Source organism: Microbacterium sp. BE35, assembly GCF_031457705.1.
GTDB lineage: Bacteria > Actinomycetota > Actinomycetes > Actinomycetales > Microbacteriaceae > Microbacterium > Microbacterium trichothecenolyticum.
In genome coordinates this window covers 1,082,818-1,099,378 of the sequence record NZ_JAVDXD010000002.1, presented here as the reverse complement: position 1 = coordinate 1,099,378, position 16,561 = coordinate 1,082,818, and the positions used below count along the sequence as shown (strand labels likewise).

Below are 16,561 nucleotides of genomic sequence, written 5' to 3'. Positions count from 1 at the left end.
CGCCATTCTACGAGCCGTCCGCATGCGCGGAGGCTGGCAGTGGATCCTGCGTCCCCGAACGGCGGCAACCGGGCCCCGCCCGTGGCATGCCACGGACGAGCTCAGGCCTGGGCGTCAGTCGAACCGCACGCGCCCGGAGGGACGCGTCGACTCGTCCAGCGCCTGCCGGGCGGCGTTGAGCGCCGCCGAGCCTCCGTAGCCGCGTCTCGCCAGCTGGCCGGCGAGACGACGAAGAGCGACGTCCCGCTCGAGCCCGCGCATGGAGCCCGCCTTGGATCGGGCGAACTCGAGCGCACGTTCGGCGTCGTCGTCGGGCAGCTCTGCGAGCGCCGCGTCGGCGATGTCGCGCGGGATACCCCGCTTCGCGAGGCTCTGCGAGAGCGCCTGCCGCCCCTGTCCCTTGCGATCGACGCCGGCGTGCACCACCTGTTCCGAGAGACGGGTGTCGTCGAGGTAGCCGCGTTGGAGGAAGGCGTCGAGGATCGCCTCGACGCCTTCCTGGCCGAGCCCGTACTGGCCGAGGTACGTCTTCGCCTCCGAGACCGAGAGCTGCCGTGCGCGCAGCTTCTTCAGCAGACCGAGTTCGGCCGCATCGGCGGCCTCCGGCACACCTCGCCGACCCCCGACCGAGCGTCCTCTGCCGGCGCGCTCGGCGTCGAGGTCGATGGGCTGCTCATCTCGCTCGTCGTGCTCGGCTCCCGTGCGTGCGCCCGTGCTCGCGCCGGGGTCGTCGTCCCATTCGGTCCGCCACTCAGCCGCAGCCGCTGCCGAGGGCGCGGAAGCGGGCCCGGCCGAGGAGCCCTGGTCGACTCGACCCGCGGGGATGCGATCCTCGAGCTCCTGCCTGACGTCCGCCGCGGTCTTCGGGTACGCCTTCGCGCTACGGTCGCCGAAGAGCGATGTCACGGGGGCGAGCCCGCCGTTGTTCTCCACGTCGGACCCGCCGCTCATCGCTCACCCCGCTCGTTGAGCTCCGTCGGAACAAAGACCATCAGGCCGGGCGGCGCGCCGCCAGCTCGTCCGCGACCTCACCCGTGGCCTTGGGCACGCCGATGCCGAGCTTCGTCTTGATCTTCGTCTCGATCTCTGCCGCGACATCCGGGTTCTTGAGGAGGAAGTTGCGGGCGTTCTCCTTGCCCTGCCCGAGCTGCTCGCCCTCGTAGGTGTACCAGGCGCCGGACTTCTTGACGATGGCGTGCTCCACACCGAAGTCGATGAGACTGCCCTCGCGCGAGATGCCCACGCCGTAGAGGATGTCGAACTCCGCCTGCTTGAACGGCGGCGCCATCTTGTTCTTGACGACCTTGACGCGGGTGCGGTTGCCGACCGCCTCAGCGCCATCCTTCAGGGTCTCGATGCGACGGATGTCGAGACGGACCGACGCGTAGAACTTGAGCGCCTTTCCACCGGCGGTGGTCTCGGGCGAGCCGAAGAACACGCCGATCTTCTCGCGCAGCTGGTTGATGAAGATCATCGTGGTGTTGGTCTGGTTGAGACCACCGGTGAGCTTGCGCAGCGCCTGCGACATGAGGCGCGCCTGCAGACCCACGTGGGAGTCGCCCATCTCGCCTTCGATCTCGGCCTTGGGCACGAGAGCGGCGACGGAGTCGATCACGATGAGGTCGATCGCGCCGGAGCGCACGAGCATGTCGGCGATCTCGAGGGCCTGCTCACCCGTGTCGGGCTGCGAGACGAGCAGTGCGTCGATGTCGACGCCGAGCTTCTGCGCGTAGTCGGGGTCGAGCGCGTGCTCGGCGTCGATGAACGCGGCGATGCCGCCGGCGCGCTGCGCGTTGGCGATCGCGTGGAGAGTCAGCGTCGTCTTACCCGACGACTCCGGTCCGTAGATCTCGATGATGCGGCCACGCGGGAGTCCGCCGATGCCGAGTGCGACATCGAGGGCGATCGAGCCGGTGGGCACGACCTCGACGGGAGCGCGCTCGTCGCTGCCGAGGCGCATCACCGAGCCCTTCCCGAACTGCCGGTCGATCTGGGCGAGGGCTGATTCCAGGGCCTTCTCGCGGTCAACGGGTGATGGCATGACGTGCTCCTCTGTGCTCGCGTTCCGTCGCCTGTAGGCTGTCGCGCTCGGTCCCGGTGGGACGGATGCTGCGACAAGGCGTGAGGTGTCGTTCGACGCTGTTCACGTTAGGGAGGGGCTCCGACATCCGTCTTCGCTCCTTCCCGCTGCGTGGAAAACACGCTCTCGACATCTGCTGTGCAGGAGCCTACGCGGATCTCGAACACTTCTTCGATGACACGCCGTGCCGCGGCGGCGGAAACGCGCGCCGCGGAGCAGGTCAGCGGCGGCGCGGCTCGAGTCGTCCGACGCCGTACCGGCGCTCGGCGGGAACCTCGAGCTCTTCGCACAGTGCGAGCCATACCTCGCGCGGGTCGACGCCCGCATCGATCGCCTCAGCGGCTGTTCGACCGCCCACCTTCGACAGATACAGATCCGTCACGACGGCGTTCGCGCGTGCGCCGAACTCGTCGCTCACGGCGCGCTGGAACTCACTGCGACGCATATGGAGAAGCGGCGCGATCAGCGCAGCGAAAGCTCGGCGTCGACCGATGCCATGAGGTCGTCGGGGACGACGTCGGGGAAGGTCTGCAGGCCCTCGAGGACCGAGATGCGGTCGCCCACCTCGCGCATGATGATCGAGATGGGAACATCGAGCGCCTCGGCCACCGACGCGAGGATCTCGCTCGAGGCCTCCTTCTGGCCGCGCTCCACCTCACTCAGATAGCCCAGCGCCACGCTTGCGCGGCTGGCCACCTGGCGGAGGGTCCGTCCCTTCTGCTGGCGGAAATCACGAAGCACTTCGCCGATCTCTTGACGTACCAGGATCATCAGGGCCCCTCCTCACTTCTGATTCCACCGTCGTCCGGGTGGCCAACAGTACAGCACCGGATGATGTCAATCTAATCCCGTGAACTGGGCAATGGGTGGGAATCACCGAATGTAACCGAGACGAAACACCTTCTGTTCCCGGACTCGGTCTCACGGATGACGGATGCCTCCCACCACGGTGAGCGCGAGCTCCAGGACGCTCTGGACCGTCCGGGTGCGGATCTCGTCGCGCGTTCCCGCCAGTTCGAGGGATGACGACACGACCTCCTCGGGTGTCACGACCGCGATGTGGACGGTGCCGACGGGCTTGCCGTCCTGCGGATCCGGGCCGGCGACTCCGGTCGTCGCGACGCCCACGTCGGCGTGCAGCGCGCGACGCACGCCCTTCGCCATCTGCACCGCGACCTCCGCGTCGACCGGACCGCGGTCCGCCAGAAGATCGGCATCCACGCCCAGCTGGGTCGCCTTGATGTCGGTGGCGTACGCGACGATCCCCCCTCGCACGTGCGCGGAGGCCCCCGGAACGTCGACGAGCGTCGCGGTGACGCGCCCGCCCGTCAGCGACTCGGCTGCCGCGATGGACCAGCCGCGACCGTCGAGTGCGCGCAGCACCGCGGCTGCGGCATCCGTCACGCGTCCCTCCGCTTCGCGCCGGCGGCACGCATCTCGGTCACGATGTAGTCGATGCCGCTCGCGATCGTCAGGATCACCGCGATCGTCATGAGCCCCCCGTTGACCCAGAAGATCCAGTCGCCCACGAGGGTCCACAGCGGCAGCAGGGCGAAGGACAGGGCGAGACCCTGGGCGAGGGTCTTGAGCTTGCCCATCCAGGCGGCCGCCAGCACGTGGTCGCTCACGACCATGAACCGGTACACCGTGATCCCGATCTCGCGGATGAGCACGATGATCGTGATCCACCAGGGCAGCTCGCCGAGGATCGACAGGCCGATGAAGGCGAAGCCCGTGAGCACCTTGTCGGCGATGGGGTCGAGCAGCTTGCCGAGATCGGTGACGATGTCGTGCTTTCGCGCGAGGTAGCCGTCGATTCCGTCGGTCGCGATCGCCACGATGAACAGCACGGCCGCCCACCACCGCAGGGCGCCGTCCGCTCCCCCGTCGGCCAGGAGCATCCACAGGAAGACCGGCGCGCACAGGATGCGCACGATCGTGATCGCGTTGGGCAGCTGCCGGGGGATCGCCATGGCCCGAGCTTATCGGCGCGCCCCGGTCGGGCGGAGCCTGGGGTCAGTCGCGGCCGGTGAGACCCCACGCGTCCTCGGAGCCGTCGTCCTCGCTCTCGACCACGGGGTAGCCGTCGTACTGCGAGGCCACGGCATCCGCCCCATAGCGGTCGTCCGCCTCCGCGGCAGGAGCCGCGGGTGCGGGCGCCGCGACGGGCACATCCTCGCCGCGCAGCCGCGCGAGCACCGACGGCAGCTGCTCGACCGTCACCAGCACGTCGCGGGCCTTCGACCCCTCGGAGGGGCCGACGATCTCGCGGGACTCGAGGAGGTCCATCAGGCGTCCCGCCTTGGCGAAGCCGACACGGAGCTTGCGCTGGAGCATCGACGTCGAGCCGAACTGGCTCGACACGACGAGCTCGGCCGCCGCGAGCAGCAGCTCGAGGTCGTCCCCGATATCGGCGTCGATCTCCTTCTTCTCGGCCACCGCCGCCACGTCGGCGCGATACTCCGGTCGCGCCTGGTGGGTGACGTGCTTGACGACCTCCTCGATCTCCTTCTCGCTCACCCACGCGCCCTGCACGCGGAGCGCCTTCGAGGCGCCCATCGGCAGGAAGAGGCCGTCGCCCTGGCCGATGAGGCGGTCGGCGCCGGGCTGGTCCAGGATGACGCGGGAGTCGGTGACGCTCGTCACGGCGAACGCGAGACGGGACGGGACGTTGGCCTTGATGAGGCCCGTGACGACGTCGACCGAGGGTCGCTGCGTCGCGAGCACGAGGTGGATGCCCGACGCGCGCGCGAGCTGCGTGATGCGCACGATCGAGTCCTCGACGTCGCGAGGCGCGACCATCATGAGGTCGGCGAGCTCGTCGACGACGACAAGCAGGTACGGGTAGGGCTTGAGAACGCGCTCACTGCCCGGCGGAAGCGTGATCTCGCCTGCCACGACGGCCTTGTTGAAGTCGTCGATGTGACGGAAGCCGAACGACGCGAGGTCGTCGTACCGCATGTCCATCTCTTTCACGACCCACTGCAGCGCCTCGGCGGCCTTCTTGGGGTTCGTGATGATGGGCGTGATCAGGTGCGGCACGCCCGCGTAAGACGTCAGCTCGACGCGCTTGGGGTCGATGAGCACCATGCGCACGTCGGCGGGCTTGGCGCGCATCAGGAGGCTCGTGATCATCGAGTTCACGAAGCTCGACTTGCCCGAACCGGTGGACCCGGCGACGAGCAGGTGCGGCATCTTGGCGAGGTTCGCGATGACGTAGCCGCCGCCGACGTCCTTGCCGACGCCGATCGTCATGGGGTGCGTCTGGCTGGTCGCCGTCTGCGAGCGCAGCACGTCGCCGAGCGTCACGATCTCGCGGTCGGTGTTCGGGATCTCGACGCCGATGGCGCTCTTGCCCGGGATGGGCGCGAGGATGCGCACCTCGTTGGAGGCCACCGCGTAGGCGATGTTGTTCGTGAGCGCGGTGATGCGCTCCACCTTGACGCCGGGGCCGAGCTCGATCTCGTACTGCGTCACTGTCGGTCCGCGCGAGAAGCCCGTCACACGCGCGTCGACGGAGAACTGGTCGAGCACGCTCGTGATCGCCCGGACCGTGTCGTCGTTGGCCTGGGAGCGCGCCACGTGGGGCGACCCCGCGGCGAGCGCGTTGACCGAGGGCAGTCGGTACGGTGCGGACGGGGAATCGACCGACGCGACGGAGCCGATTCCGTCGAGGCCGGGAAGAGTGCCGTCGTCTTCGATGACCTCGGCGTCGTCGCGGAGCGACGTGCGCGAGGAGGTCGCCGCCTTCGCCGCCGACAGCACCGCCGGGTCGATGACCTCGGTGAGCGCGTCGGTCGGGGGCGCGGGGGGTGGCGGCACGGGCTGGACGACCGCCTGCTCGAACCCTCCCTGCGACGAACCGGCCGGCAGCAGCTCCGTCAGATCCTGGGAGCCGAGACCGCCTTCGGGGTCCTTCTCGCGTCCGGTCTTGTTGCGGCGCCAGAACGGCAGCGAGGGGTCGCCTTCGTCGTCCGCAGCGGCCGGGGCCGCAGCATCCGTCGTCGCCTTCTCGTCCCGGGGCTCCGCGCCGAACATCCAGGCGTAGAGCTCGCCCAGGCGGCGCCCGATGCGGTTCGGGGGCGTCTTCGTGATGATCAGGATGCTGAGCACCGCCAGCAGCGACAGCACGATGTACGCGCCGACGTCGGTGAGCACCAGTGCGAGGGGCTCGCCCAGCATCCAGCCGAAGAGGCCGCCCGCCTCGCTCAGCGCCGGCAGCCCCTCGTTGGGCTGGGGGCGTCCGCCCGCCACGTGGCAGAAGCCCGCGATCGTGACGACGAGCAAACCGAAGCCGATGCCCACGCGCCCGTTGTCGTGCACGGAGGACGGATGCCGGAACATCCAGCCCGCGAGCACGAGCAGCAGCACGGGGAGCACGAACGCCTCGCGGCCGATGAGGCCCCCCACGGTGTACGCGCTGATGGTCTTGGCGACCTCGCCGCCGATGAAGAACCACTCGTTCACGGCGCCGGCGATCGCCAGCAGCACGAGAAGGAACGGGAAGCCGTCGCGGCGCTGGTCCTTCTCGAGCACCTCGGGACCGAACGCGCGGAACAGGCCGCCGGTGGCGTGCGCGAGACCCATCCACGCCCGCACGATGACCGGCGGACGGTCGGGTTCGTCGACGTAGCGCTTGGGTGCGGGTGCCGGCTTCGCGGCCGCGGGCTTGCGCGTCGACGAGGACGCGCTCGAACGCGCGTTCGTCGACGCGCTCGAAGACGCGCGCGACCGGCTGGTCGGGCTTGAGCTCCTGGCCATCCCCCCACGGTAGGCCGACAGCCCGACATTTGCCCGCAACCACGCCGCCGTGACGCCGCGGGCCGGGCGCGTCGCGGGGGCCCGCTTCGCCGGACGCCTCAGCGCAGGCGCTTGACCATCGTGTCGCGGCCCGATCCGCTCTGCGTGACGGCGAAGCCCTCGCTGCGGTACAGCGTCGAGGCGAAGTTGCCCCGCTCCACGCTGAGACTGATGCGCGCGAACCCCTGCGCTCCCGCGTGTTCGCAGAGCCGTTGCAGCAGTGCGCGCCCGACCCCGTGGGCGCGCCAGATCGGGCGGACGCCGATGATGAGCTCGGGCACCCCCGTGCCGACGTACCCGAACCCGGGTTCGTCGCGCGGGAGCATGCGGTACCAGGCGGCGCCCACCGGCTCGCCGTTGGCGTCCTCCGCCACGAAGCCGGCATCGCCGGGCCGCATCCAGCCCGCCACGTAGCGCCGGTGCTCGGCACCGCCGATCACCTCGTGACGGGGCCGCGCGCCGCCCTGGCGCCAGTTGGCCGCCTCGACGACCATGTCGCCGAGGAAGGCGCCGTCGGCCGACACGGCGGGGCGGATGCGGAACGAAGTGGCCACGACGCCGATCGTACGGCTCGCGTGTTACGCCTCGATACTCCGCGGATGGCGAACTCGCTACGCTTCGATTCTCCGCGTGATGGTCATCTCGCTACGCTTCGATTCTCCGCGTGACGGTCATCTCGCTACGCTTCGATTCTCCGCTTGATGGTCATCTCGCTACGCTTCGATGACGAGCGGGACGATCATGGGCCGGCGGCGCAGCGACTGGTTGACCCAGCGGCCGATCGTGCGGCGGACGATCTGCGAGAGTGCGTGCTGGTCGCGGACGCCGGACTTGGCTGCCTCGGCGAGCGCTGCGGCGATCTTGGGCTTGACGTCTTCGAAGACCGCGTCATCCTCGGCGAAGCCGCGGGCGTGCACCTCCGGTCCGGAGATGATCTTGCCGGTCGACGCGTCGACCACCACGATCACCGAGATGAAGCCCTCTTCGCCGAGGATCCGGCGATCCTTGAGGTCGGCGTCCGTGATCTCGCCCACCGTCGACCCGTCGACGTAGACGAAGCCGAGGTCGTACTGTCCGACGACGTGCGCGCCGCCGTCCTTGAGATCGATCACGGTGCCGTTCTCGGCGAGGATCGTGCGCTCGGGGTCGATCCCCGTGTCCTGCGCGAGACGCGCGTTCGCCATCAGGTGGCGGTACTCGCCGTGGACCGGCAGCACGTTCTTCGGCTTCAGGATGTTGTAGCAGTAGAGCAGCTCGCCGGCCGCGGCGTGGCCCGACACGTGCACCTTGGCGTTGCCCTTGTGCACGACGTTCGCGCCGAGCTTGGTGAGCCCGTCGATCACGCGGTACACCGCGTTCTCGTTGCCGGGGATGAGGCTCGACGCCAGGATCACCGTGTCGCCGGGGCCGGGCTCGATCGCGTGGTCGAGGTTCGCCATGCGGCTGAGCACGGCCATCGGCTCGCCCTGCGAGCCGGTGGACATGTAGACGATCTGGTCGTCCGGCAGATCGCGGGCCTTCTTGTAGTCGATGAGCACGCCCTCGGGCACGTGCAGATAGCCGAGGTCCTCGGCGATCGTCATGTTGCGCAGCATGCTGCGGCCGAGGAGGGCCACGCGGCGGCCGTGGGCGGCGGCAGCATCCAGCACCTGCTGCACCCGGTGGACGTGGCTCGAGAAGCTCGCCACGATCACGCGCCGCGGCGCCTTGCCGATCACCTGGTCGAGCACCGGGCCGATCGACCGTTCGAGGGGCGTGAAGCCGGGCACATCGGCGTTGGTCGAGTCGACGAGGAAGAGGTCGACACCCTCCTCCCCCAGCCGCGAGAACGCGCGGAGGTCGGTCAGCCGGCCGTCGAGCGGCAGCTGGTCCATCTTGAAGTCGCCGGTCGCGAGAACGAGACCCGCGGGCGTGCGGATCGCGACGGCGAGCGCGTCGGGGATCGAGTGGTTCACCGCGACGAACTCGAGCTCGAACGGCCCGAGGTTCTCGCGCTGCCCCTCCGCCACCGTGAGGCTGTACGGCTTGATCCGGTGCTCCTTGAGCTTGGCCTCGGTGAGTGCGAGCGTCAGCCCCGATCCGATGATCGGGATGTCGCTCTTCAGCTTCAGCAGGTACGGCACCGCGCCGATGTGGTCCTCGTGTCCGTGCGTGAGCACGACGCCGACGATGTCGTCGAGCCGCTTCTTGAGCGGCTCGAAGTCGGGAAGGATCAGGTCGACGCCGGGCTGGTGCTCCTCAGGGAACAGCACGCCGCAGTCGACGACGAGGAGCTTCCCGCCGTACTCGAACACCGTCATGTTGCGGCCGACCTCGCCGAGGCCGCCGAGCGGGACGATCCGTAGGGTTCCTGCTTCGAGCTCCGGCGGGTCGTACGGGGTGGTGGGCATTGCGAAGCCTCCTCCGGGCGCTGGGACGCCCGTCATCTGCGCGCCGTCGACGGTTCGACGGCGCGGTGGTCATCTCGTGGTGCCCGAGACCTTCGGCAGCGCGCCGCCGGCGGCGGCGTTGCGGTCGGGGCGGAAGTTCGAGAAGTCGGCGCCGGGAACATCGTTCACGAGAGCGAGCTCGTCCTCGATCTTGGCGGCCTCCCACTCCTCCGGTCCGACCAGCGGCAGCCGCACACGCGGGCTGCCGATGCGGCCGAGGCCGTGGAGGATGTACTTCGCCGACACCGTGCCGGGCACGTGGGTCATCACGGCCCGCACGAGCGGCTCGAGCTGCTGGTGCGCTGCGGTGGCCGTCCTGAGGTCACCGGCGTTGACGGCGTCGACGATCGCACGGTAAGGCTGCGCCGCGATGTTCGCGGTGACGCCGATGAGCCCCGTGGCGCCGATCGCGAGGTGCGGCAGCACGTTGGCGTCGTCGCCCGAGAAGTACATCAGGTCCGTCTGGTTGAGCACGCGGCTCACCTCGCTGAAGTCGCCCTTGGCGTCCTTGATGGCGAGGATGTTCGGGTGCTTCGCGAGGCGCAGGATCGTCTCGTACCGGATCGGCACGCCGGTGCGGCCCGGGATGTCGTACAGGATCACCGGCAGATCGGTCGCATCGGCGACCAGGCGGAAGTGCGTCAGGATGCCGGCTTGCGTGGGCTTGTTGTAGTACGGCGTGACGATCATGATGCCGTCGGCGCCGACCTTCTCGCTGGCCTTGTAGAGCTCGATCGCGTGGGCGGTCTCGTTCGACCCGCCGCCCGTGATGATCTTGGCGCGGCCGGCGGCGACATCCTTTCCGACCTCGACGAGGCGGATCTTCTCCGCGTCGGTGAGGGTCGACGTCTCACCCGTGGTGCCGGTCACGACGATGCCGTCGGCGCCCGCGGTGATGACGTCGTCGATGTGCTTCTCGACAGCGGGCCAGTCGACCTCGCCGTCGGCCGTCATGGGGGTGACGAGCGCGACGAGCACCTGTCCGAAGGGGTTGCCCGTATGCGTCATGCATTCAGGTTATCGGGATGCCGCGCCCCGGCGCGCCCGGTGACGGTCACCCCACGACGGCGACCCGGCTTCACCGGAACACGGGTCGATCGCGCGACACGCTGGGCCGACGCCTCCGTCGCCGGCGTGTCGAAGTCGTCGACCCGTGTTTCGGCGCTCGCACGAGTGGAGGGACACGGATGCTGCGTGCCGCGGGTCGGACCGAGGCAGACCGTTCTCACCACGTGAGGCCGGCGGGGCTCCGGTGCAGGTTCCGCGAGAAAGCGGCCAGGATCGCAGCCTCGACGATCTCCCAGTCGTGCACGATGAGCGCATAGTCGAAGCGAAGTGTGATGAAGCCGAGTGCCATCGCCGCGGCGTCGCGTACGCGGTCACGGTGCCGAGACGGTCCGTCATGGGTGTCGCCGTCGGCCTCCACGATCAGGCAGTCGCCGATGACGAAATCGACCACGCCGACCCCGGGAACGGCGACCTGCGGGGTGAGCGCGAGCCCGTACCTGCGGAGCCGCAGCCGAACGAGGGATTCGAGCCCACTGCCGGCGTCGGTGCGAGCGAAGTCGACGAGCCAGCGAAACCCAGCGGGGAGGCTGAGCTTCAGCCGCTCTCGCGCCTGATCATCGACCAGACTCTGCCGCAGAGCCGATTCGAGCGCCGCGAAGAACGCCTCCTCGCCCCGGCACGCAAGGATCTGCCGGAGACAGTGAAGGATTCCGACGGACGCCAATGTCGGCTCGTCAACGGCGATGTCACGGTGGAAGGCGCAGCATGCACCTTCCTCGGGCTCAGGATGGATGGCGATCCGCATCGGGTGGTGCTTCTCGTCGATCCAGGTGTGGACCGGTTCCTGATCGCCGTCGTCGAGGAGCCACAGCCCGTAGGCGCGTCCCGCGGTCACGCATGCGATGCGTCCGCGATGGCTCAGCGCCTCGACGGTTGCTGTTGGGGTGGAAGGTGTCGCGTACACGCCGACCCGAGGTCGCAGGAGGAGCCCCTCGGCGTGGGCCCGGCCGAGGTCACTCTTCCGGACGCCCTGCGCGACGATGTCCCGGGTGCGCGCGACGCCTCCGATCAGCTCCACGGCAGCAACGGCGGATTCGACGGTCATGCCTCACGGTCGCGCCATCTCTTCGCACCGGCGGACCAGGTGGGTCGATCAGTGGAGAAGCTTCGAGCCGAGTCGTCAGGGGAGGAACCCCGGGTTCCCTCCCCCGTCGCACCGCCGAGCGCACGAGGCCCCTCCCCGGCTGCCACCGAAGCACTGGCTGGTCATCCGACACGCCGGGTCGCAGCATTCGTCACCGGCGTGCCCCCGTTACCGACCCGTGCCTCGGCACACAGACCGGTGAATCTCACGACGGCTGCAGGCGAGCCGGGCTCGACGGTGCGACCGCCGGCTGCATTCCGCCGAAACACGGGTCGATCGCGCGACACGCCGGGCCGCGGCATCCGACACCGGCGTGTCGCCCTTGCCGACCCGTGTTTCGGCAATGGGAGGGGGTCCCCGGTGAGACCCGGGCCGGCTCAGCGGCCGCGCTCTCCGATGCGCGCGGCGACCGACGGCGGGGCGAAGCGGGCCAGGGCCACGAGCGCCTTGTACCGCAGCGACGGGATCGACACCGCGGCACCGCGTGCCGCGTCGCGCAGCGACTCGGCCACGACGTCGCGCGCGTCGAGCCACATCCCGTCGGGCACGCCCTCCTGCCCCGGCGGCAGCCCGAGGCGTTCGTGGAAGTTGGTGTGGGTGTAGCCGGGGCACACCGCGGTCACCGTGACGCCTCGTGGGCCGTAGCGGCCGTTCGCCCAGCGACTGAAGCTCACGAGCCACCCTTTGCAGGCGCCGTACGTCGAGCGCGGGATGAAGGCGGCCACCGACGCGACGTTGATGACGCGGCCGTGCCCGCGCGCCAGCATCGCGCCCAGCGCGGCGTGCGTGAGGCGCATCGGCACCTCGACGTGCAGCTCCAGGTGACGGACCTCGTCCTCGATGTCGTTGCGCTCGAAAGCCAGGGGCAGCCCGAAGCCTGCGTTGTTCACCAGGATCTCGATCGGCCGGGCCTCGTCGGCGATGCGCGCCTCGACCCGCTCGCGCTGGCGGCGCTTGAGCAGATCGGCTCCGAGCACGTCGACCTCGACCCCGTAGGTCGACCGCAGCCGCACCGCGAGCTGCTCGAGCGCGTGCCGGTCTCGCGCGACGAGCACGAGGTGCGCGCCTTTCGCCGCCAGCTGGCGCGCGTACTCCGCACCGAGACCAGAACTCGCACCGGTGATGAGCGCCGTCTTCGCCATGCGCGCCAGCCTATTGCCGTGTCAGTTCAAGCCGTGCGCCTCCGGCCGCACCAGTCGCAGGAAGCGGTAGCGGATGCCGGAACCCGACGTGTGCCAGCCGTCGACCGGGTCCGTCGCGGCCGTGACCCAGCCGGCGCGGTCGGGCGCCAGGGTGTCTCCCGCGACCGCGACATCGAGTTCGGTGACCTCGAGGAGGTCGGCGAGCTCGATGGCCTCCTGGAACAGCTGCCCGCCGCCGATCACCCAGATGCGCTGGGGCCCGCCTTCGTCGGCCAGGGCCAGCGCGGCCTCGAGCGATGCGGTGCGCTCGGCGCCGGTATCCGTCCACTGCTCCTGTCGGGTGATCACGATGTTGCGCCGCCCCGGCAGCGGGCGGAAGCGCGGGGGGAAGGACTCCCAGGTGCGTCGGCCCATCACGACCGGTGCGCCGAGTGTCAGGGCCTTGAAGTGCGCGAGGTCTTCGGGCACATGCCACGGCATGCCGCCGTCGGCGCCGATCACGCCGTCGTGCGCCTCCGCCCAGATGAGGCCGATCGGGGCCGTCATACCGCGACCGCCCCGCGGATCGCGGGGTGGTGCTGGTAGTCCTCGAGCACGAAGTCGTCGTAGCGGTAGTCGAAGATCGACTCGGGCGTCCGCGCGATGCGCAGCGTCGGGTAAGGGTACGGCTCGCGGGTGAGCTGCTCGCGCACCTGCTCGACGTGGTTGTCGTAGATGTGGCAGTCGCCGCCGGTCCACACGAAGTCGCCGGGCTCGAGCCCCGCCTGCTGCGCGACCATGAGGGTCAGCAGCGCGTACGACGCGATGTTGAAGGGGACGCCGAGGAAGAGGTCCGCGCTGCGCTGGTACAGCTGGCACGACAGCTTGCCGTCGGCGACGTAGAACTGGAACATCGCGTGGCACGGCGCGAGTGCCATGTCGGGGATGTCGGCGGGGTTCCACGCCGACACGATCAGCCGACGCGAGTCGGGGTTCGCGCGGATCTGGTCGAGCACGAGCGCGATCTGGTCGATGTGCTCCCCCGACGGCGTCGGCCACGACCGCCACTGCACCCCGTAGACCGGGCCCAGCTCGCCGGCGGCATCCGCCCATTCGTCCCAGATGGTCACGCCGTGCTGCTGCAGCCACGCGACGTTCGATTCGCCGCGGAGGAACCACAGCAGCTCGTACGCGATCGACTTGAAGTGGACGCGCTTGGTGGTGATGAGCGGGAAGCCCTGTGCGAGGTCGAACCGGATCTGCCGGCCGAACGCACTGGTCGTGCCGGTGCCGGTGCGATCGTCCTTGTGGGTGCCGTGTTCGAGCACGTCTCGCAGAAGGTCTTCGTACGGGGTCGGGATCGGCGTCGTCACGGCTGCCACGATACCGGCGCCCGGGACATCCCGGCCGTGCCCGCACCGTGCGAGTCCCTCACGGCGCCGCCCCTTCTGTTACATCGATCGCGTCATATTCCCCGATTCGGCCTCCATTCAGGTGAAAGGGGTTAGCCTGATCTGCTGTGAACCTCGTCGGCGCCCTCATCGCCCTCGCCGCGCTCCTCGCGGCGACGGTGGCACTCGGTGTCTTCCTGAACTGGCGACAGTCCCACGCCCGCCGCAACGTCGAGCACGAGGTCATCGAACCTCACCGCCTCGGCGCCGACGGACTCGGCGAAGTCGCCACCCTGCTGCAGTTCAGCACCGAGCTCTGCGCCCGTTGTCCCGGCGTGCACCGCACGCTCTCGGCCATCGCCGACGATCACGAGGGCGTGCGCCACCTCGACGTCGACCTCACCCACCGCCCCGACATCGCGAAGCACTTCCAGGTGCTCCAGACGCCGACCACGCTCGTGCTCGACCGCAACGGCGTCGTGCAGACGCGTTTCGGCGGCGCGCCCGGCCGCGACGTGCTCGAGCTCGAGCTCAACCGCCTGATCGCAGAGGACGCGAATGTCTGACCGAGCGGACGCTTCCCCACGCGGCATCGACCCCCGGGGCCCGCGCTTCGCAGCCGGCATCACCGCCGTGCTGCTGCTCATCGTCGTGTTCCTGGGGCTCACCGGCCTGTCGACGGCGCAGACGGCCGAGGGATGGGCGGTCTCCGCGGCGAGCGTCGCCCAGCGGTTCCTCGACCCCGCCTTCCTCCTGCTGCTCGCGACGACCCTCCTCTTCCTGTGGGGCGTGGTCTCGCCGCGCACCGCGCCGTGGGGCGCGCTGTACCGCACCGTCGTGGCGCCGCGCCTATCGGCTCCGAGCGAGCTCGAGGACCCGCGCCCGCCGCGCTTCGCGCAGGGCGTGGGCCTGTTCGTGTCGGCACTCGGTCTCGCGCTGCAGCTGTTCGGCATGCCGTGGGCGTTGACGATCGCCGCCGCTGCGGCCTTCATCGCCGCGTTCCTCAACGCCGTCTTCGGGCTCTGCCTCGGCTGCCAGCTGTACCTCCTCCTGCAGCGCGCCGGCATCGTCGGCCGCGCCCGCCCGGCTTCGGCCTGACGCCCGGTCGGCCGTCCGCGGGCCGAGGGGCTCAGCATCCCCTGTCAACCCATCGCGGTGCGGCGGGCCGACGCCATAGGCTGACGCGAGACGCCCGGCACGCGGGCGTCCGTCAGCGAGGAGGCCCATATGACCGTCACCAGCGAAGCAACCACGGTGTGGAAGGGCGGACTGTTCGACGGGTCCGGTGAGACCACGTTCGTGTCGTCCGGCCTCGGGACCTTCCCCGTCAACTGGAAGGCGCGCAGCGAGGGCTCGACGTCCGTCACGACCCCCGAGGAGCTCATCGCCGCCGCCCACGCCTCGTGCTTCAGCATGGCGTTCTCGCTCGCCCTGGCCGAGAACGGCACTCCCCCGGAGTCGATCGACACGACCGCCTCCGTCACGTTCAAGCCGGGCACGGGCATCACCGGCAGCCACCTGAACGTCAACGCCGTCGTCCCGGGACTCGAGCCGGAGGACTTCGAGCGACTCGCCCAGAGCGCGAAGGCCGGATGCCCCGTCTCGCAGGCCCTCGCGGGCATCGAGATCACCATCGAGGCCACGCTTGCCTGAAGGCCCGCCGGGCAGTGACGACGGCAGGCGGATCGTCGTCGCCGGGGCGTCCGGCCTCATCGGCCGGGCGCTCGTCGAGAGCCTCCGCGCCGACGGCGCCGAGGTGACGACGCTCGTGCGCCGGCCCGCCGAGGCCGCGCACGAAGTCGAGTGGCTCACGACGGCCGAGCGGCTGGATCCCGCGGTGCTCGAGGGGGCGGACGCCGTCGTCGGGCTCAACGGTGCGAGCATCGGACGCTTCCCGTGGACGCGGTCGTACAAGAGCACACTGCTGTGGTCGCGCATCGCGCCGACCCGCGCGCTCGCCCGAGCCGTGCGCGAACTCGGTACGGGGTCCCCGCACTTCGTGTCGGCATCGGCCGTCGGCTACTACGGCTCCGCGCCCGGTGCGCGCCTCACGGAGGACGCACCGCGCGGCGAGTCGTTCCTCGCGGATCTCTGCGGCGAGTGGGAGGCCGCGGCATACGGCGCGGGGACGGATGCTGCGGTGTCGGTGCTGCGCACTGCCCCGGTCGTGCACGCCGACGGCGTGCTGAAGCCGCTGATGCTCCTGACGAAGCTCGGCCTCTCCGGCCCGATCGGCCGCGGGACGCAGGCGTGGCCGTGGATCTCGCTCGAGGACGAGGTCCGCGCGATCCGACACGTGATCGACGCCCGCCTCACCGGTCCGGTGAACCTCTCCGGGCCTACGCGCGCAACGGCGAACGATCTCGGGTTCGCCCTCGCGGTGCGGATGAACCGCCCGTTCCTGCTGCGCGCGCCGGTGTGGGGCATGAAGCTCGCCCTCGGTGCGGACGCCACGGAGGCGATCCTCACCGCAGATGCGCACGTCGTGCCGGATGCGCTCGAGACGTCGGGCTTCGCGTTCTCGCACCCGACGGTGGAGGACGCGGTCGCAGCCGCCGTGCCCGCGGCATCCTGATCGCGCGCCGGGA

Annotated in this window: 18 protein-coding genes; 4 read left to right on the top strand and 14 right to left on the bottom strand. The window is 70.1% G+C overall.

Annotation, left to right across the window (positions count from 1 at the left end; all coding sequences use genetic code 11):
* Window positions 1-114 precede the first annotated feature (114 nt).
* The 14 genes from J2Y46_RS11055 to J2Y46_RS10990 all read right to left on the bottom strand — a co-directional run bounded on the left by J2Y46_RS11055 (window position 115) and on the right by J2Y46_RS10990 (window position 13,955).
* On the bottom strand, window positions 115-951 hold the full coding sequence (locus tag J2Y46_RS11055) for a regulatory protein RecX (RefSeq protein ID WP_310242270.1): 837 nt from the start codon (window positions 949-951) through the stop codon (window positions 115-117).
* 40 nt (window positions 952-991) lie between these two features.
* Window positions 992-2,041: a recombinase RecA gene (recA, locus tag J2Y46_RS11050; protein ID WP_045297268.1), complete on the bottom strand. Its 1,050-nt coding sequence runs from the start codon at window positions 2,039-2,041 to the stop codon at window positions 992-994.
* A 259-nt stretch (window positions 2,042-2,300) separates the two neighbouring features.
* The gene (locus J2Y46_RS11045) at window positions 2,301-2,525 is read right to left on the bottom strand and encodes a DUF3046 domain-containing protein (protein WP_045297270.1); all 225 of its coding nucleotides are present in this window, start codon (window positions 2,523-2,525) and stop codon (window positions 2,301-2,303) included.
* 17 nt (window positions 2,526-2,542) lie between these two features.
* Window positions 2,543-2,851 (bottom strand): helix-turn-helix domain-containing protein, encoded by a 309-nt coding sequence (locus tag J2Y46_RS11040; protein WP_045297272.1) that lies wholly within the window; start codon window positions 2,849-2,851, stop codon window positions 2,543-2,545.
* 150 nt (window positions 2,852-3,001) lie between these two features.
* Window positions 3,002-3,484: a CinA family protein gene (locus J2Y46_RS11035; protein ID WP_045297273.1), complete on the bottom strand. Its 483-nt coding sequence runs from the start codon at window positions 3,482-3,484 to the stop codon at window positions 3,002-3,004.
* Window positions 3,481-4,053 (bottom strand): CDP-diacylglycerol--glycerol-3-phosphate 3-phosphatidyltransferase, encoded by a 573-nt coding sequence (gene pgsA / locus J2Y46_RS11030; RefSeq protein ID WP_310242267.1) that lies wholly within the window; start codon window positions 4,051-4,053, stop codon window positions 3,481-3,483. The genes J2Y46_RS11035 and pgsA overlap by 4 nt, the downstream gene beginning before the upstream one ends.
* A 43-nt stretch (window positions 4,054-4,096) precedes the next feature.
* Window positions 4,097-6,841 carry a DNA translocase FtsK 4TM domain-containing protein gene (locus tag J2Y46_RS11025; RefSeq protein ID WP_310242266.1) on the bottom strand — a complete coding sequence of 915 codons (2,745 nt, stop codon included), beginning with the start codon at window positions 6,839-6,841 and terminating at the stop codon, window positions 4,097-4,099.
* A gap of 98 nt (window positions 6,842-6,939) precedes the next feature.
* A complete protein-coding gene (locus J2Y46_RS11020; RefSeq protein WP_310242264.1) occupies window positions 6,940-7,434 on the bottom strand; it encodes a GNAT family N-acetyltransferase in 495 nt (164 codons plus the stop codon).
* A gap of 159 nt (window positions 7,435-7,593) precedes the next feature.
* Window positions 7,594-9,270, bottom strand: coding sequence for a ribonuclease J (locus tag J2Y46_RS11015; RefSeq protein ID WP_045297276.1), 1,677 nt, complete (start codon window positions 9,268-9,270; stop codon window positions 7,594-7,596).
* 69 nt (window positions 9,271-9,339) lie between these two features.
* Window positions 9,340-10,317 (bottom strand): 4-hydroxy-tetrahydrodipicolinate synthase, encoded by a 978-nt coding sequence (gene dapA, locus J2Y46_RS11010; protein WP_045297277.1) that lies wholly within the window; start codon window positions 10,315-10,317, stop codon window positions 9,340-9,342.
* A 217-nt stretch (window positions 10,318-10,534) separates the two neighbouring features.
* Window positions 10,535-11,422, bottom strand: coding sequence for a type IV toxin-antitoxin system AbiEi family antitoxin domain-containing protein (locus tag J2Y46_RS11005; RefSeq protein WP_045297279.1), 888 nt, complete (start codon window positions 11,420-11,422; stop codon window positions 10,535-10,537).
* A 416-nt stretch (window positions 11,423-11,838) separates the two neighbouring features.
* On the bottom strand, window positions 11,839-12,603 hold the full coding sequence (locus J2Y46_RS11000; protein WP_045297280.1) for an SDR family oxidoreductase: 765 nt from the start codon (window positions 12,601-12,603) through the stop codon (window positions 11,839-11,841).
* A gap of 21 nt (window positions 12,604-12,624) precedes the next feature.
* A complete protein-coding gene (locus J2Y46_RS10995) occupies window positions 12,625-13,149 on the bottom strand; it encodes a dihydrofolate reductase (RefSeq protein ID WP_310242261.1) in 525 nt (174 codons plus the stop codon).
* Window positions 13,146-13,955: a thymidylate synthase gene (locus tag J2Y46_RS10990; RefSeq protein ID WP_310242259.1), complete on the bottom strand. Its 810-nt coding sequence runs from the start codon at window positions 13,953-13,955 to the stop codon at window positions 13,146-13,148. The genes J2Y46_RS10995 and J2Y46_RS10990 overlap by 4 nt, the downstream gene beginning before the upstream one ends.
* Before the next feature lie 146 nt (window positions 13,956-14,101).
* On the opposite strand from J2Y46_RS10990, the gene J2Y46_RS10985 reads away from it, so the two are divergent.
* The 4 genes from J2Y46_RS10985 (at window position 14,102) to J2Y46_RS10970 (ending at window position 16,548) form a co-directional block, all read left to right on the top strand.
* On the top strand, window positions 14,102-14,539 hold the full coding sequence (locus J2Y46_RS10985) for a thioredoxin family protein (protein WP_045297283.1): 438 nt from the start codon (window positions 14,102-14,104) through the stop codon (window positions 14,537-14,539).
* Complete coding sequence (locus J2Y46_RS10980) at window positions 14,532-15,071, top strand: DUF4395 domain-containing protein (protein WP_310242256.1); 540 nt, start codon at window positions 14,532-14,534, stop codon at window positions 15,069-15,071. The genes J2Y46_RS10985 and J2Y46_RS10980 overlap by 8 nt, the downstream gene beginning before the upstream one ends.
* A gap of 129 nt (window positions 15,072-15,200) precedes the next feature.
* Window positions 15,201-15,626 (top strand): OsmC family peroxiredoxin, encoded by a 426-nt coding sequence (locus tag J2Y46_RS10975; protein ID WP_045297285.1) that lies wholly within the window; start codon window positions 15,201-15,203, stop codon window positions 15,624-15,626.
* Complete coding sequence (locus J2Y46_RS10970) at window positions 15,619-16,548, top strand: TIGR01777 family oxidoreductase (RefSeq protein WP_045297286.1); 930 nt, start codon at window positions 15,619-15,621, stop codon at window positions 16,546-16,548. Before J2Y46_RS10975 ends, J2Y46_RS10970 begins: the two co-directional genes overlap by 8 nt.
* Window positions 16,549-16,561 lie beyond the last annotated feature (13 nt).

Excerpts from the sequence above, each read along its gene's own strand:
- J2Y46_RS11055 (WP_310242270.1), bottom strand. The coding sequence starts at position 951 with ATGAGCGGCGGGTCCGACGTGGAGAACAACGGCGGGCTCGCCCCCGTG.
- J2Y46_RS10980 (WP_310242256.1), top strand. The coding sequence starts at position 14,532 with ATGTCTGACCGAGCGGACGCTTCCCCACGCGGCATCGACCCCCGGGGC.
- J2Y46_RS11040 (WP_045297272.1), bottom strand. The coding sequence starts at position 2,851 with ATGATCCTGGTACGTCAAGAGATCGGCGAAGTGCTTCGTGATTTCCGC.
- dapA (WP_045297277.1), bottom strand. The coding sequence starts at position 10,317 with ATGACGCATACGGGCAACCCCTTCGGACAGGTGCTCGTCGCGCTCGTC.
- recA (WP_045297268.1), bottom strand. The coding sequence starts at position 2,041 with ATGCCATCACCCGTTGACCGCGAGAAGGCCCTGGAATCAGCCCTCGCC.
- J2Y46_RS10975 (WP_045297285.1), top strand. The coding sequence starts at position 15,201 with ATGACCGTCACCAGCGAAGCAACCACGGTGTGGAAGGGCGGACTGTTC.
- J2Y46_RS11025 (WP_310242266.1), bottom strand. The coding sequence starts at position 6,841 with ATGGCCAGGAGCTCAAGCCCGACCAGCCGGTCGCGCGCGTCTTCGAGC.
- J2Y46_RS11045 (WP_045297270.1), bottom strand. The coding sequence starts at position 2,525 with ATGCGTCGCAGTGAGTTCCAGCGCGCCGTGAGCGACGAGTTCGGCGCA.
- J2Y46_RS11000 (WP_045297280.1), bottom strand. The coding sequence starts at position 12,603 with ATGGCGAAGACGGCGCTCATCACCGGTGCGAGTTCTGGTCTCGGTGCG.
- J2Y46_RS11015 (WP_045297276.1), bottom strand. The coding sequence starts at position 9,270 with ATGCCCACCACCCCGTACGACCCGCCGGAGCTCGAAGCAGGAACCCTA.
- pgsA (WP_310242267.1), bottom strand. The coding sequence starts at position 4,053 with ATGGCGATCCCCCGGCAGCTGCCCAACGCGATCACGATCGTGCGCATC.
- J2Y46_RS10995 (WP_310242261.1), bottom strand. The coding sequence starts at position 13,149 with ATGACGGCCCCGATCGGCCTCATCTGGGCGGAGGCGCACGACGGCGTG.
- J2Y46_RS11005 (WP_045297279.1), bottom strand. The coding sequence starts at position 11,422 with ATGACCGTCGAATCCGCCGTTGCTGCCGTGGAGCTGATCGGAGGCGTC.